This window comes from Rathayibacter sp. AY2B5 (assembly GCF_002931645.1).
Classification (GTDB): Bacteria; Actinomycetota; Actinomycetes; order Actinomycetales; family Microbacteriaceae; genus Rathayibacter.
Map to the genome: position 1 here is coordinate 184,371 of NZ_PSUE01000003.1, position 15,123 is coordinate 199,493.

Sequence of the window (15,123 nt, forward strand, 5' to 3'; positions counted from 1 at the left end):
GAACGCTCTCACCGCTCGGCTCCCGCCCGGCTCGCGCCCCTCCGCCGGGCGCCCGCCGCCGTCCGCGTGAGGGAAACGCGAGGACTCCGGGCCGGGCCGTAGGGGAACCGTGAGGACCGCTCCGAGGGGCCCCCGCGAGGTGTTGCATCGCTTCCTGTGCCGCTTCCCGGCAGGCGTCCGGTCCCGGGCGTCGTCCGCTCCCCGGATGGAGTCCTCCGTGCTCGACCTCGCCTACCTCCTCGGCGTGCTCGCCCTCTTCTCGCTCATCGCTCTCGCTGCGAAGGGGGTCGAGCGGCTGGGCGGACCGCCCCCCTCGGCGACCCGCGGGACCCGCGAGAAGGAGGCGGGCCGGTGATCGTCTTCGACGCCCTCGCGGCCGTGCTGGCGCTCGCCGCCGTCGTCTACCTCGTCGCGGCCCTGATCCGACCGGAGCGCTTCTGATGGATCCGCTCCTCGCCGTCCTCCAGGTCGCGACCGTCGGCCTGGCCGTCGCCCTCCTCCACCGCCCCCTCGGCGACCACATGTTCCGCGTCTACACCTCGACGCGCGACCTCGCCCTCGAGCGCGGCGTCTACCGCCTCATCGGCGTCGACTCCGCGGGCGAGCAGAGCTGGCGCGCCTACCTCCGGGCCGTGCTGGCCTTCTCGCTCGTCGGCGTGCTCCTGCTCTACGGGATGCAGCGCCTCCAGGCGGTCCTGCCCGGCTCCCTCGGCCTGCCCGCGGTGCCGGAGGGGCTGGCGTTCAACACCGCCGTCTCGTTCGTCACCAACACCAACTGGCAGTCCTACTCCCCGGAGGCGACCCTCGGCTTCGCGGTGCAGCTCGGCGGCCTCGCCGTGCAGAACTTCGTCTCGGCGGCCGTGGGCCTGGCCGTGGCGGTGGCGCTGATCCGCGGATTCGCGCGCCGCTCCTCCGGAACGCTCGGCAACTTCTGGGTCGACCTCGTGCGCGGCACGCTGCGCCTCCTGCTGCCCCTCGCGGTGGCGGCAGCGGTCGTGATGATCGCGGGCGGCGTGATCCAGAACCTGAACGGCCCGCTGACGGTGACCACACTCACCGGCGGCGAGCAGAGCATCCCGGGCGGCGCGGTGGCCTCGCAGGAGGCGATCAAGCTGCTCGGCACCAACGGCGGCGGCTACTTCAACGCCAACTCCGCGCACCCGTTCGAGAACCCCTCGGCGTGGGTGTCGCTGCTGCAGATCGTGCTGATCCTCGCGATCCCGTTCTCGCTGCCGCGCACCTTCGGCCGGATGGTCGGCGACGTGCGGCAGGGGCGCGCGATCCTCGCGGCGATGGCGACGATCTTCGTCGTGTCGCTCGCGGCCCTCACCGCGCTGGAGGCGGCGGGCGGCGGATCCGCGGCGCAGGCCGCCGGAGCCGCGATGGAGGGCAAGGAGACGCGCTTCGGCATCGCCGGCTCCGCCCTCTACGCGACCGCCTCGACGCTCACCTCGACCGGCGCCGTCAACGCGATGCACGACTCCTTCACCGCGCTCGGCGGCATGCTGCCGATGCTCAACATGATGCTCGGCGAGGTCGCCCCCGGCGGCGTCGGCTCGGGCCTCTACGGGATGCTCGTGCTCGCGGTGCTGGCCGTGTTCGTCGGCGGGCTGCTGGTCGGCCGGACGCCCGAGTACCTGGGAAAGAAGCTCGGCCCGCGCGAGATCAAGCTCGCGAGCCTCTACATCCTCGTGACGCCGACGCTCGTGCTGGCCGGCACGGCCCTGAGCTTCGCGATCCCGGCGGTACGGGAGGACGTGGAGAGCACGTCGATCCTGAACCCCGGGCTGCACGGGCTCTCGGAGGTGCTCTACGCCTTCACCTCCGCGTCCAACAACAACGGCTCGGCGTTCGCGGGGCTGACGGCGAACACGCCCTGGCTCAACACGGCGCTCGGCGTCGCGATGCTCCTCGGCCGCTTCCTCCCGATCCTGCTGGTGCTCGCCCTGGCCGGCTCGCTCGCGGCGCAGTCGCCGCTGCCCTCCAGCGCCGGCACGCTGCCCACCCACCGGCCGCAGTTCGTCGGCCTCCTCGTGGGCGTCACGGTCGTCGTGACCGCGCTCACCTACTTCCCCGTACTCGCGCTGGGCCCCCTGGCGGAAGGACTGCGACTCCGATGACCACTGCACTGACCGAGGCCCCCGCGGAACCCGCGCGCCCCACCCGCGCCGCCCTCGGGCCGCGCCAGCTCGCCGCTGCCCTCCCCGGAGCGCTGCGCAAGCTCGATCCGCGCCTGATGTGGCGCAACCCCGTGATGTTCATCGTCGAGGTCGGCGCCGTGCTGACCACGGTGCTGGCGATCGCCGAGCCGTTCCTCGGGGGGCCGGAGGAGTCGGGCGGATCGACGGTGCCCGTCACCTTCACGGCCGGCATCGCGATCTGGCTCTGGCTCACCGTGGTGTTCGCGAACCTCGCGGAGTCGGTGGCCGAGGGCCGCGGCAAGGCCCAGGCCGAGAGCCTGCGCGCCACCCGCACCAGCACTCCGGCCCGGCGCGTGGCCGACTACGACCCCGCGGACCCCTCCGCCCTGTCGGCCCGCCTGGTCGAGGTCTCCTCGGCCGAGCTGCAGCTGGGCGACGTGGTCGTGGCGGAGGCGGGCGACCTCGTCCCCGGCGACGGCGACATCGTCTGGGGCATCGCCTCCATCGACGAGTCGGCGATCACGGGCGAGTCGGCACCGGTCGTCCGCGAGAGCGGAGGCGACCGCAGCGCGGTGACGGGCGGCACGCGAGTGCTCTCGGACCGGATCGTGGTGCGCATCACCTCGCGGCCGGGCGAGACCTTCGTCGACCGGATGATCGGCCTGGTCGAGGGCGCGTCGCGGCAGAAGACGCCGAACGAGATCGCGCTCGACATCCTCCTGGCGAGCCTCTCGATCGTGTTCGTCGTGGTCGTGCTGACCCTGAACCCGATCGCCTCGTTCGCGGGAGCCTCCGTGAGCGTCCCGGTGCTGGTCGCCCTGCTCGTCTGCCTCATCCCGACCACCATCGGCGCCCTCCTCTCGGCCATCGGCATCGCCGGCATGGACCGGCTCGTGCAGCGCAACGTGCTCGCGATGTCCGGCCGGGCGGTGGAGGCGGCGGGCGACGTCACGACGCTCCTGCTCGACAAGACGGGGACGATCACCTACGGCAACCGCCGCGCGGTGGCGTTCCTCCCGCTCGACGGAGTGGCGCAGGCCGCCCTCGTCGACGCGGCCGCCTCCTCCTCGCTCAGCGACCCGACGCCCGAGGGGAAGTCGATCGTCGACCTCGCGGGCGACTCGGGCCGCCCCGCCGCCGAGCCCGCTCAGGCCGCCGTGGTGCCGTTCACCGCGCAGACCCGGATGAGCGGGCTCGACCTCGCCGACGGCTCCTCCATCCGCAAGGGCGCCGGCTCTGCCGTGCGCGCCTGGGTGGAGGAGGAGGGGCCGCTGCCGTCCGCGGTCGCGGCGCGCCTCACGGTGCTCGTCGACGGCGTCTCGGAGAGCGGCGGCACGCCCCTCGTCGTCGCGGTGAAGGACGCCCACGGCGCCCGCCTGCTCGGCGTCGTGCACCTGAAGGACGTGGTGAAGGACGGGCTCGCCGAGCGCTTCTCGGAGCTGCGCGCGATGGGCATCCGCACCGTGATGATCACGGGCGACAACCCGCTGACCGCGAAGGCGATCGCGGCGGAGGCGGGAGTCGACGACTACCTCGCCGAGGCGACCCCCGAGGACAAGCTCGCCCTGATCCGGCGCGAGCAGGAGGGTGGCGCGCTGGTCGCGATGACCGGCGACGGCACCAACGACGCCCCGGCCCTCGCGCAGGCCGACGTGGGCGTGGCGATGAACACCGGCACCTCGGCGGCGAAGGAGGCGGGCAACATGGTCGACCTCGACTCCGACCCCACCAAGCTCATCGACATCGTGCGGATCGGCAAGCAGCTGCTGATCACCCGCGGCGCGCTCACCACGTTCTCGATCGCGAACGACGTGGCGAAGTACTTCGCGATCATCCCGGCGATGTTCGCGGGGGTCTTCCCCGGGCTCGCGGTGCTGAACGTGATGCAGCTGCACTCGCCGGCCTCGGCGATCCTCTCGGCGATCGTGTTCAACGCGCTGGTGATCGTCGTGCTGATCCCGCTCGCGCTGCGGGGAGTGGCGTACCGCCCGGTCGCCGCCTCGCGCATCCTCAGCCGCAACCTCCTGGTCTACGGGCTGGGCGGAGTGATCGCTCCGTTCCTCGGGATCAAGCTCGTCGACCTGATCGTCGCCGCGATCCCCGGCTTCTGACCCGCCCGTCCCGACCACTGAAGACAGAGAGAAGAGACCATGTTCCGTCCCTACGGTGTCGCGCTGCGCGCGATGATCGTGCTCACCGTGCTGCTGGGAGCGGCGTACCCGCTCGCGGTGCTCGGGATCGGGCAGCTCGCCCTGCCCGCCCAGGCGAACGGCTCGCTGCTGCGCCAGGACGGCGCGGTGATCGGCTCGTCGCTGATCGGCCAGTCGTTCACGGACGCCGACGGAGCGCCCCTGCCGGAGTGGTTCCAGTCGCGTCCCTCCGCCGCGGGCTACGACGCCGCGGCCTCGACCGGCAGCAACCTCGGCCCCGAGAACGCCGACCTGGTCGCGTCCGTCGAGGAGCGCCGGGCCGCGATCGCGGCCTTCGAGGGCGTCGACCCGGCCGCGGTGCCGGCCGATGCGCTGACCGCCTCCGCCTCGGGGCTCGACGCCGCGATCAGCCCCGCCTACGCGCAGCTGCAGGCGCCCCGCGTCGCCGCCGCCCGCGGGCTCGACGTGAGCGCCGTGCGCGCGCTGGTCGAGGAGCACACCGCCGGCCGCGAGCTCGGGTACCTCGGCGAGCCGACGGTGGACGTGCTCGAGCTCAACGCCGCTCTCGCGCGGCTGTGACCGCTCCGGTGGCGCCTCCGGCTCGTAGAATCGCGATCGGCTCGTCGCGACCGTCCGATCGAGCGGATCGACGCCGGTCCCGCGAGCCCGGGGCGCCCCGGAGCCGCGAGCACGAGGGGAGGCCGGGAGCATGACGAAGGGCCGCCTGCGCGTGCTCCTCGGAGCCGCGCCCGGAGTGGGCAAGACCTACACGATGCTCGAGGAGGGCCGCCGGCTCGCCGCCGAGGGCCGCGACGTCGTGGTGGCCGTGGTCGAGACGCACGGCCGCTCCGCCACCGCCGCGATGGTCGAGGGGCTGGAGGTCGTGCCGAGGAGGGCCGTCGAGCACCGCGGTGTGCTGCTCGACGAGATGGACCTCGACGCGGTGCTCGCCCGCCGGCCCGACGTCGCGCTGGTCGACGAGCTCGCGCACACCAACGCCCCCGGCTCCCGGCACGAGAAGCGCTGGGAGGACGTCAGGACGCTCCTCGACGCCGGCATCACCGTCTTCTCGACCGTGAACATCCAGCACATCGAGTCGCTCAACGACGTGGTGCACGCGATCACCGGAGCGCCGCAGCGCGAGACGATCCCGGACGCGGTCCTCCGCGCCGCCGATCAGATCGAGGTCGTCGACCTGGCGCCCCAGGCGCTGCGCGACCGCCTCGCCGACGGCCGGGTCTACCCGCCCGAGCGCATCGACGCGGCGCTGTCCAACTACTTCCGGCTCGGCAACCTGACCGCCCTGCGCGAGCTCGCGCTGCTCTGGCTCGCCGACGAGGTCGACAGCGCGCTGCGCGACTACCGCGTCGAGCACGGCATCGACAGCACCTGGGAGGCGCGCGAGCGCGTGGTCGTGACCCTCACCGGCGGGCCGGAGGGGGAGACCCTGCTGCGGCGCGGCGCGCGGATCGCGGCCCGCGCCTCCGGGGGCGACCTGCTCGCCGTGCACGTGGTGACCCCCGACGGCCTCCGCACCCCGCGCCCGCACGTGCTCGAGGCGCAGCGGGTGCTGGTCGAGAAGCTCGGCGGCAGCTACCACCAGGTGGTCGGCGAGGACGTGCCGCGCACGCTGGTCGAGTTCGCCCGCTCGGTCAACGCGACGCAGCTGGTGATCGGCGTGAGCAGGCGGAGCCGCCTCGCCTCGGCGCTGACGCCCGGCACCGCGTCGACGGTGATCCGCGAGTCCGGCAACATCGACGTGCACATCGTCAGCCACTCCGCCGCCGGGCGCACCGCGGTGCTGCCGAGGCTCGACGGCGCCCTGACGCTGCGGCGCCGCCTCCTGGGACTGGCACTCGCCCTCGTGGGCGGCCCGCTGGTGACCTGGCTGCTCTCGAGCCTCCGCAGCGACGAGTCGATCACGAGCGACGTGCTCTCGTACCAGCTGCTGGTGGTGGTGGTCGCGCTGGTCGGCGGGCTCTGGCCGGCCCTCTTCGCGGCCGTGCTCTCGGGGCTGACCCTCGACTTCTTCTTCGTCGATCCGCTCTACACGATCACCGTCGACGAGCCTCTGCACGCGCTGGCCCTGGTGCTCTACGTGCTCAACGCGGCGCTCGTCAGCGCCGTGGTCGACCGCGCGGCCCGGCGGGCGCGGGCCGCCAAGCGGTCGGGGGCGGAGTCGGAGCTGCTGGCGACGATCGCCGGTGGCGTGATCCGCGGGCAGGGGGCGCTGCAGGCGATCCTCGAGCGCTCGCGCGAGGCGTTCGGGCTGACCGGCGTGCGGCTGCTGCGCGGCGGCGAGCTCGTCGCGGCGGACGGCGAGCCGCAGCCGGAGGGCGATCCCGCGCGCATCGCGGTGGGCGAGGGCGCGGTGCTCGAGCTGCACGGCCGCGAGCTGGAGGGGAGTGAGCGGCGACTGCTCCAGGTCGTCGCCGCCCAGCTGGACTCGGTGCTCGAGAACGCGGCCCTCAGCGAGACGGCCAGCTCCCTCGCTCCGCTGGCCGAGACCGACCGGGTGCGCAGCGCCCTCCTGTCGGCCGTCAGCCACGACCTGCGCCGGCCCCTCGCCGCGGCCACCGCGGCCGTCAGCGGTCTGCGCTCGCCCGAAGTGGTCTGGAGCGAGCGCGACCGGGCGGAGCTGCTCGCCACCGCCGACGAGAGCCTCACCGTGCTCGCCGCGCTGGTCACCGACCTGCTCGACGTGACGCGGCTGGAGGCGGGGGCGCTCGCCGTGGCGCTCGCTCCGCTCGACGCCGCCGACGTGGTGCTCCCCGCGCTCGACGAGCTCGGGCTCGGTCCCGGCGAGGTCGACCTCGACCTCGATCCGGAGGGCCCGGCGCTGCTCGCCGACGCGGTTCTGCTGCAGCGCGTCGTGGTCAACCTGCTCGCGAACGCCGTCCGCTACGCGCCGTCCGGCACCCGGGTGCGCGTGGCCGCCAGCGCCTTCGGCGGGAGCGCGCAGCTGCGGATCGTCGACCACGGCCCCGGGGTGCCCGAGGAGCGGCGCGCCGAGATCTTCGTGCCGTTCCAGCGGCTCGGCGACGACGACAACCTCACGGGCCTGGGCCTCGGCCTCGCGCTCTCGAAGGGGTTCACGGAGGGGATGGGCGGCACGCTCGAGACGGAGGACACTCCGGGGGGCGGGCTGACGATGGTGGTGACGCTGCCGCTGGCGCCGGAGGCTGCTGCCGCTGCTCCTGCGGCTCACGTCGCTCCTGCCGCCCCGCACGACGGCGGGTCGGGCACCGCTCCGCACGAGGACTCCGGAGGAGCCGCATGAAGATCCTGATCGCCGACGACGACCCGCAGATCCTGCGCGCCCTGCGCATCACCCTCACCGCCCGCGGATACGACGTGGTGACGGCCGGCGACGGCACCGAGGCGATCAACCGCGCGGTGGACGAGCATCCGGACCTCTACATGATCGACCTCGGCATGCCACGGCTCGACGGGGTCGAGGTCATCCACGGACTGCGCGGCTGGACGAGCGCGCCGATCCTGGTGGTGTCGGGGCGGACGGGCGCGGCCGACAAGGTGGGCGCGCTCGACGCCGGCGCGGACGACTACGTCACCAAGCCGTTCTCGATGGACGAGGTGCTCGCGCGCATCCGAGCCCTCTCTCGGCGGGTGCAGCCGGCCGACGGCGAGCCGCTGGTCGTGATCGGCGAGGTCACCGTGGACCTGGTGGCCAAGAGCGCGACGCGGAACGGCGTCTCCGTGCGGCTGACTCCGACGGAGTGGCAGGTGCTCGAGATCCTCATCCGCAACGCCGGCAAGCTGGTCACCCGTCGCTCGCTGCTGGCCGAGATCTGGGGCCCCGCGCACGTCACCGACACCGGCTACCTGCGCCTCTACCTCGCGCAGCTGCGCAAGAAGCTCGAGCCCGACCCCGCGCATCCGCGCCACCTGCTGACCGAGGCGGGCATGGGCTACCGCTTCGTGCCCTGACCGGCCTCTGCTCAGCGGGGGGAACCCCGGACCGTCGAGGGAGCCCGCTGGTCGTGGCTCCCTCGACGGTCCGGGATCGCCGGGCAGGTCACCAGTCGTGTACGGTGCCGTCGGCGAGTCGGTTGAAGGGCAGGTACGCGCGCACGTAGGGGTACTTCCCGGCGGCGTCGACGTCGAGCTCCACGCCCAGACCGGGGGCGTCGCCCGGGTGCAGCCGTCCCTCGCTCCAGGTGAACGACTGCTGGAAGACGCTGTCGGTCCGCTCGCCGTGCTTCATGTACTCCTGGATCCCGAAGTTGTGGATCGCCAGGCCCAGGTGCATCGCGGCCGCCATTCCCACCGGGGAGACGTCGGTGGGTCCGTGCATCCCGGACTTGATCTGGTACTGCGCGGCGTGGTCGAGGATCCTCCGGAGGTGGGAGACGCCTCCGGTGTGCGTGACCGCGCTCCGGATGTAGTCGATCAGCTGCTCGCGGATCAGGAGCTGGTAGTCCCAGACGGTGTTGAAGACCTCGCCGATCGCCAGGGGCGTGGTGGTGTGCTGCCGGACGAGGCGGAGGGCCTCCTGGTTCTCGGCGGGCGTGCAGTCCTCGAGCCAGAAGAGGTCGTACGGCTCGAGGGACTTGCCGAGGGCCGCGGCCTGGATCGGCGTCATCCGGTGGTGGCCGTCGTGGAGGAGGGGGAGCCCCGGCCCGAACTCGTTGCGGACGGCCTCGAAGACGCGGGGGACGTGGCGCAGGTAGGCGCGGGTGTCCCAGTCCTCCTCGGTCGGCAGGCCGCCGCGCTGCGCCGGCTCGTGGTCGTAGCGCACACCGGCGTTGCCCTCGAGGACGGCGTTGGAGGCGATGCCGTAGATCGAGGTCAGTCCCGGCACCGCGGTCTGCACGCGGATCGCGCGGTACCCCTGCTCCTGGTGCTCGCGGATGCTGTCGAACAGCTCCGCGTCCGTCCGCCCGGACGCGTGGCCGTAGGCGAGCAGGCCGGTGCGGGACGCGCCTCCGAGCAGCTGGTAGAGCGGCATGCCCGCGGCCTTGCCCTTGATGTCCCAGAGGGCGGTGTCGACCGCCGCGATCGCCGCCATCGTGACCGGCCCGCGGCGCCAGTAGGACGACCGGTAGAGGAACTGCCAGGTGTCCTCGATGCGCGAGGCGTCACGGCCGAGGAGCAGCGGCACGACGTGGTCGGCGAGATAGGAGACCACGGCGAGCTCGCGGCCGTTGAGGGTCGCGTCGCCGAGGCCGGTCAGCCCGTCGTCGGTCGTGAGCTTGAGGGTGACGAAGTTGCGGTCGGGACTGGTGACGACGACCTCGGCCTTGTCGATCTTCATGGGGTGCCTTTCGTGGTGGGGGATCGGGTCAGGGGTTCCGGCCGGGAGCGCGGTCCATCGAGAACGCGGCGGTCGAGAGGCCGGGCGCCACGGGCGCGGCCTGCCCCGTGCTCTCGCGGCGCTCGGCGATCTCGGCGACGATCTGCGCGTGCCGGCGGTCGGTCAGCGGGTAGAACGCCATGATCAGCACCGCGAGCAGGGCGGCGACGGCCGGGATGAGGCCGGCGGCGGCGCGGATGCCCCACTCGGCGTGCTCGCTCTGCTCCGCGGCCCCGGCCACGTAGCCGCCCCAGGCCAGCGCGTACGCGGCGAGGGCGCCTCCGACCGCCTGGCCGGTCTTGCGGGTGAAGGAGAACAGGGCGTAGATCGTGCCCTCGGAGCGGATGCCGGTCTTCCACTCCCCGTACTCGACGGTGTCCGCCTCGATCGCCCAGACGAGCATGTTGACGAGCTGGATGCCGACGTAGGCGAGGACCAGTCCGCCGAAGCCGACCGCCACCGCGTCGCCCGGGGCGAGGAAGACGACCGTTCCGCCGCTGATCAGGACCCCGACTCCGGCCATGTAGGCGTTGCGCTTGCCGAACCGCCGCACGATCGTCGGGACGAGGGCGGCCAGGCCGAAGGTCAGGGCGAGCTGGATCAGCGACATCGCGGCGTAGAGCTGGACCGATCCGAGCACGTCGCGCAGGTAGTAGAGCTGCACGGTCTGGAGCGCGAGCGTCCCGGTGAGGAACAGGAACGAGCTGAGGCAGAGGAAGAGCAGCGGCCGGTTGGAGCGGAGGGTCGTCATGCTCTGACGGAACGTGACGTGCGCGACGTCGCGCTGGACGCGCTCCTTCGCGGTCAGGATCGTGAAGAGGTAGAGCGCGGAGCCGACGACGACGAAGCTCAGCGTGACGATCGAGAAGAGCGACTGCAGATCGGCGCCGGGGACGACCAGCGGGGCCATGAAGGTGCCGAGCCCGGCCCCCACGATCGCGCCGCCGATGGCGCGGGCGCTGGCAAGCTTCGCGCGCTCGGTGCCGATCTGCGTCATCGCTCCGGCGAGCGAGCCGTAGGGGATGTTGACGAGGCTGTAGGCGAGGCCGAGCGCGGCATAGCTCAGGTAGGCGTAGAGCAGGGTTCCGCTCTCGCCGATCTGCGGGACGGAGAAGGTCGCGGCCGAGAGCAGCAGGAGCGGGACCGACCCGAACATCAGGAAGGGCCGGAACTTGCCGAAGCGCCTGCTGTAGGTGCGGTCCACGACCCGGCCGGCGAAGACGTCGGCGAACGCGTCGAAGATCCGCACGACGAGCAGCAGCGTGCCCGCCGCGGCCGCGGAGATCCCGGCGACGTCGGTGTAGTAGACGAGCAGGAACATCGTGGCGGTGGTGAAGGCGAGGTTGTTCGCCGTGTCGCCGGCGCCGTAGCCCACGATGCTCAGCTTCGAGAGCTTCTCAGCGGCGGGCGCTCCGGGCGCGGTGGTGCGGGGGGTCATGCGGGCTCCTTTACCCGGGCGCGGACCCGTCGGGGATCCGCGCCGCATCGAGACGGTGCGAGGGTGGCAATCGGTTGCCGACGGCGCCGGAAGGCGCCGCGCGGAGGGGCGGGGTGGAGGTCTAGGCCGCCTGAGCGGTGACCGCGGCGACGAGGGCCGGGTCGTCGGCGAGGCGCGGGTCGACGAGCCGCAGCAGTGCCTCGACGGGTCGGGCGGAGCCGAGGGCGCGGTCGAGGGCGGGGCGCTGCGCGTCGGGCAGGCGGTCGCCCTGGAGCAGCAGTGCGATCCAGTCGGCGACGGCACGGAGGGAGGCGGCTCCGTCGTGTCCGCCCGCGCGCTCGGCGAGGAGCACGGGCGCGATCCGGATGCGGAGCTTGGCGGTCGCGTCGGCGCCGATCTGCTCGAGGCGGTGCTCGATCCGGGGGTTGCCGAAGCGCCCGAGGAGGGCGGCGCAGTAGGCGTCCGCGTCGAGACCGGCGGGGAGGCCGGCCGCCGCCTCCGCCCAGAACGCCTCGACGGCGCTCCGGCAGGCGGGGTTCGCGATCGCCTCCGCGACGGTGGCGAGGCCCCGCCGGCGGCCGGTGGCGGCGAGGAGCGTGTGCGCGCCGTTGAGCAGTCGCAGCTTGCGCCGCTCGAAGGGCTCGATGTCGTCCACGAAGCGGGCTCCGGCGCGCTCCCAGGCGGGTCGGCCGGCGGGGAAGCCGCCGCAGAGGACCCAGTCGCGGAACGGCTCGGTCACGACGGACGCGGCGTCGCTGATGCCGGTGAGCTCGGCCGCCGCCTCCCGGTCCGCCGCCGTGGTGGCCGGGGTGATCCGGTCGACGGAGGTCGCCACGAACGAGACGGTGCTGTCGATCCAGTCGGCGAGCGACGGGTCGAGCCGCTCGGCGAGCAGGAGCAGTCCACGGCGCACGAGAGGGCCGTTGCCGGAGAGGTTGTCGCAGGGGACGACGGCGAGCGGGCCGGAGTCGGCGTCGCGCCGGGCGGTGAGGCCGAGGAGGAGGCGGCCGAGCGCGGTCGTCGGCGCTCCTCCCGATCGGAGGGCGGCGAGGTCGCTCCGGACGGCGGGGTCGTCCAGGTCGGGGCCGCCGTCCGCGGCGAGACGGTACCCGGCCTCCGTGATCGTCAGCGTGACGATCGCCGTCGCCGGAGCCGCGACGAGCTCGACGAGACGCGCGACCTCCGCGCCGTCGACCGCCTCGACGATGCTGCCCACGACCGTCGCCGAGTCGCCCTCGGGTCCGCGCTCGATCAGCGTGAACAGGCCGTCCTGCGCGGCGAGCTCCTCGGCCGCGCGGGGGCTCCGGCCGGTGAATGCGGCGATGCCCCACTCGTGGTCGTCGTCGACGGCGTGCGTGTACCAGGCCTGATGCGCTCGGTGGAAGGCGCCGAGGCCGAGGTGGACGATGCGGACGGGAGCCGCCGGCAGGCCCGTGGATGCGCGATCGAGCGCGCCTCCTCCGCCGTGCCCGCTCACAGCTTGAAGACCTTCCGCGGCTGGGCGTCGACGAGGTCCAGGATGACGGCGCTCGCCGTCTCGGAGTCGATGCGCCCCTCGGCGACCAGGCGCGCGAGGAACGCGGCGTCCAGCCTCCGCGCCATGTCGTGACGGGCCGGGATGGAGAGGAACGCGCGGGTGTCGTCGATGAAGCCGGAGCTCCGCGAGAAGCCGGCGGTCTCCGTCACGGCGGCGCGGAAGCGCAGCACCGCGTCGGGCGCGTCGAGGAACCACCACGGCGCTCCGAGGAACACCGACGGGTAGTAGCCGGCGAGGGGAGCGAGCTCGCGCGAGTGGGTGCTCTCGTCGATCCCGAAGAGGACGAGGTGGAAGCCCGGTGCGTTGCCGAGCTCCTGCAGCAGCGGGCGGAGGGGCTCGGCGAACCGGGTCGCGACGGGGATGTCGTGGCCGGTGTCGGGACCGAAGCGCTCGAAGGTCGGCCGATCGTGGTTGCGCAGCACCCCGGCGTGGACGGTCATCACCAGGCCGTCGTCGACGCTCATGCGGGCGGACTGCAGCAGCAGGTGCGCGGCGAGGACGCGGCTGCCCTCGGCGTCGATCGTGCCGGCGCGGGCGCGGGCGAAGAGGGACTGCGCCTCGGCGGGATCGAGGTCGACGGTCAGCGGCTCCAGCACTCCGTGGTCGGCGGAGACGGCGCCGTGGTCGAGGAAGTACCGGCGACGGGCGCGGAGGGCCTCGAGGAATCCGGGGAAGCTGGACTCCTTCGTTCCGGTGGCGGCGGCCAGGGCGGCGACGCGCTCGGGCCAGCCGGGGGTGGAGGGATCGAGGTAGGCGTCGGGGCGGAAGGTCGGCAGCACGCGGCCCGGGAACGCCGGATCCTCCGCCAGAGCCCGGTGGACGGCCAGGTCGTCCAGCGGATCGTCGGTCGTCGCCAGCACCTCGATCCCGAACCGCTCGAAGAGCGCGCGCGGGCGGAAGGCGGCGGACGACAGCCGGGCCCCGATCGCCGCGAAGAGGGCGTCGGCGCTGGAGGCGTCGGGCTGCTCGGTGATGCCGAACTGCTCGGCGAGGATCGACTGGAGCCAGTAGCCCGAGGCGGTTCCCGCGAAGATCCGCCAGTGCGCGCAGAACGTGCGCCACACCTCCTCCGGGCCGGCGAGGCGCTCGCCTCCGGGGATGCCGAGATCGCCGAGGTCGATCCCGGCGGAGTGGAGCAGCCGGGTGACGTAGTGATCGTGCCGGAGGAAGAGCTCGGATGCGTCGGCGAAGGGGCGGTCCTCGAGCAGGAGGCGCGGATCCACGTGCCCGTGCGGGGAGAGGATCGGCAGGTCGGCGACGCTCGTGTGGAGATCGCGGGCGATCGCCCGGGTCGTCGGGTCGATCGGCAGGAGTCGGTCGGGATCGTTCAGCAGCTTCGTCGGCACGGGGCCATCCAAGTATGGGTGCCGAGAAGTGTCAACCGATTGCCAGAGGTGTCGCACCGGATGGCGCGCCGGGCGCGGACCGGGGTCAGGAGTCGCGGCGGGGCCCCGTCGAGGCGCGCGGGACGAACTCCGTCGGCAGGTCGTCGGCCCGCTCCGGAGGCTCCTCGTCGCCGAGCACCCGGCGGACCGCCCGCTCGCCCATCCGGCCCAGCGGTGCGCTGATGGTCGACAGCGGCGGCGAGGTGAAGTCGCTCCCGAAGATGTCGTCGAAGCCGATGATGCTGAGCTGCTCCGGGATCGCGACGCCCGACTCCTGAGCCGCGCGCATCAGTCCGATGGCGACCAGGTCGTTGTAGGCGATCACCGCGCCGACGCCGGAGGCGGTCACCCTCGCGAGCGCGCTCCTCCCGCCCTCGAGGGTCGAGACGCCCGGCCCGATCTCGACGACCGTCATGCCCCGCTGCGGAGCGCGGTCGAGGAGGAGCTCCCATCGCGCGGCGCTCATCCACGAGTCGGGCGGACCGGCGATGAAGGCGAGGGAGCGGTGGCCGAGGGCCGCGAGGTGGTCGAGCGCGGCGTCGATCCCGGGGGCGAGATCGGGCACGATCCCCGCGACGCCGGGGACCACGCGGTTGAGGACGACGACCGGGATGCGCCCGGCCAGCGCGATGATCTCCTCGTCGCTGAGGCGGGTGCTGACGAGGACGAGCCCGTCGGTGGAGGCGGCGATGCGGTCGGCCGCCTCGGCCTCGCGCTCCCCGGACTCCTGCGACTCGGCGAGGATCATCGTGAAGCCGCGGAGCGACGCCGCCCGCTCCGCTCCGCGCACGGCGGGGAAGAAGGCCGGGTTGGTGATGTCGGCCACCAGCAGCCCGAGGGTCGAGGTGCGGCCCGTCGGCAGCGCGCGCGCCATCGGGTTGAGCCGGTAGCCCAGCTCCTTCGCGGCGGCGCGGATCCGCTGCTCGGTCGCGGCGTTCAGCCGTCCGGGCGTGCTCAGCCCGCGGGAGACGGTGGAGGGGGCGACGCCGGCGAGTCGGGCGACGTCGTAGATCGTCGTCGCGGAGCGGCCGCGGCGTCTCGCGGCGGAGGGGCCGGTGGGCGCGTCTTCGCTGGGCACGATCGCGGTCTTCTCTCGAGGGGCACGGCGGCGGACGGGGCGCCGTCCGCCGCCCATGCTGCCACAGGGCCGAGAAGCCC

The 15,123-nt window shown here is 73.4% G+C and carries 12 protein-coding genes; 7 read left to right on the plus strand and 5 right to left on the minus strand.

Annotated elements, in window-relative coordinates; all coding sequences use genetic code 11:
* Positions 1-205: 205 nt before the first annotated feature.
* The 7 genes from C5C30_RS17535 (at position 206) to C5C30_RS03630 (ending at position 8,239) form a co-directional block, all read left to right on the plus strand.
* The gene (locus C5C30_RS17535) at positions 206-355 is read left to right on the plus strand and encodes a hypothetical protein (protein WP_167299012.1); all 150 of its coding nucleotides are present in this window, start codon (positions 206-208) and stop codon (positions 353-355) included.
* Positions 352-441: a K(+)-transporting ATPase subunit F gene (kdpF, locus tag C5C30_RS03605; RefSeq protein ID WP_068209492.1), complete on the plus strand. Its 90-nt coding sequence runs from the start codon at positions 352-354 to the stop codon at positions 439-441. Before C5C30_RS17535 ends, kdpF begins: the two co-directional genes overlap by 4 nt.
* The gene (gene kdpA, locus C5C30_RS03610) at positions 441-2,120 is read left to right on the plus strand and encodes a potassium-transporting ATPase subunit KdpA (protein ID WP_104333193.1); all 1,680 of its coding nucleotides are present in this window, start codon (positions 441-443) and stop codon (positions 2,118-2,120) included. Before kdpF ends, kdpA begins: the two co-directional genes overlap by 1 nt.
* Complete coding sequence (gene kdpB / locus C5C30_RS03615) at positions 2,117-4,252, plus strand: potassium-transporting ATPase subunit KdpB (protein WP_104268827.1); 2,136 nt, start codon at positions 2,117-2,119, stop codon at positions 4,250-4,252. Before kdpA ends, kdpB begins: the two co-directional genes overlap by 4 nt.
* Positions 4,253-4,291: 39 nt before the next feature.
* Complete coding sequence (kdpC, locus tag C5C30_RS03620) at positions 4,292-4,870, plus strand: K(+)-transporting ATPase subunit C (protein ID WP_104333194.1); 579 nt, start codon at positions 4,292-4,294, stop codon at positions 4,868-4,870.
* A gap of 130 nt (positions 4,871-5,000) precedes the next feature.
* Positions 5,001-7,571: an ATP-binding protein gene (locus tag C5C30_RS03625; RefSeq protein ID WP_104333195.1), complete on the plus strand. Its 2,571-nt coding sequence runs from the start codon at positions 5,001-5,003 to the stop codon at positions 7,569-7,571.
* Entirely contained in the window at positions 7,568-8,239 is a 672-nt protein-coding gene (locus C5C30_RS03630) for a response regulator (RefSeq protein ID WP_104333196.1), read from the plus strand. Before C5C30_RS03625 ends, C5C30_RS03630 begins: the two co-directional genes overlap by 4 nt.
* Positions 8,240-8,327: 88 nt before the next feature.
* Here the strand turns inward: C5C30_RS03630 and manD are convergent, their stop codons facing one another.
* From manD to C5C30_RS03655, 5 genes are all read right to left on the minus strand, one after another.
* Complete coding sequence (gene manD, locus C5C30_RS03635; protein WP_104222646.1) at positions 8,328-9,566, minus strand: D-mannonate dehydratase ManD; 1,239 nt, start codon at positions 9,564-9,566, stop codon at positions 8,328-8,330.
* A 28-nt stretch (positions 9,567-9,594) separates the two neighbouring features.
* A complete protein-coding gene (uidB, locus tag C5C30_RS03640; RefSeq protein ID WP_104262588.1) occupies positions 9,595-11,043 on the minus strand; it encodes a glucuronide transporter in 1,449 nt (482 codons plus the stop codon).
* Positions 11,044-11,164: 121 nt separating this feature from the next.
* Positions 11,165-12,520, minus strand: a complete 1,356-nt coding sequence (locus tag C5C30_RS03645) for a mannitol dehydrogenase family protein (protein WP_258065777.1) — start codon at positions 12,518-12,520, stop codon at positions 11,165-11,167.
* Positions 12,517-13,926, minus strand: a complete 1,410-nt coding sequence (gene uxaC / locus C5C30_RS03650) for a glucuronate isomerase (RefSeq protein WP_104333197.1) — start codon at positions 13,924-13,926, stop codon at positions 12,517-12,519. The genes C5C30_RS03645 and uxaC overlap by 4 nt, the downstream gene beginning before the upstream one ends.
* A gap of 85 nt (positions 13,927-14,011) precedes the next feature.
* On the minus strand, positions 14,012-15,043 hold the full coding sequence (locus C5C30_RS03655; protein ID WP_159940282.1) for a LacI family DNA-binding transcriptional regulator: 1,032 nt from the start codon (positions 15,041-15,043) through the stop codon (positions 14,012-14,014).
* Positions 15,044-15,123: the final 80 nt, after the last annotated feature.

Coding starts and splice junctions, on each gene's coding strand:
- uidB (WP_104262588.1), bottom strand. CDS start 11,043: ATGACCCCCCGCACCACCGCGCCCGGAGCGCCCGCCGCTGAGAAGCTC.
- manD (WP_104222646.1), bottom strand. CDS start 9,566: ATGAAGATCGACAAGGCCGAGGTCGTCGTCACCAGTCCCGACCGCAAC.
- C5C30_RS03630 (WP_104333196.1), top strand. CDS start 7,568: ATGAAGATCCTGATCGCCGACGACGACCCGCAGATCCTGCGCGCCCTG.
- kdpB (WP_104268827.1), top strand. CDS start 2,117: ATGACCACTGCACTGACCGAGGCCCCCGCGGAACCCGCGCGCCCCACC.
- C5C30_RS17535 (WP_167299012.1), top strand. CDS start 206: ATGGAGTCCTCCGTGCTCGACCTCGCCTACCTCCTCGGCGTGCTCGCC.
- kdpA (WP_104333193.1), top strand. CDS start 441: ATGGATCCGCTCCTCGCCGTCCTCCAGGTCGCGACCGTCGGCCTGGCC.
- kdpC (WP_104333194.1), top strand. CDS start 4,292: ATGTTCCGTCCCTACGGTGTCGCGCTGCGCGCGATGATCGTGCTCACC.
- C5C30_RS03625 (WP_104333195.1), top strand. CDS start 5,001: ATGACGAAGGGCCGCCTGCGCGTGCTCCTCGGAGCCGCGCCCGGAGTG.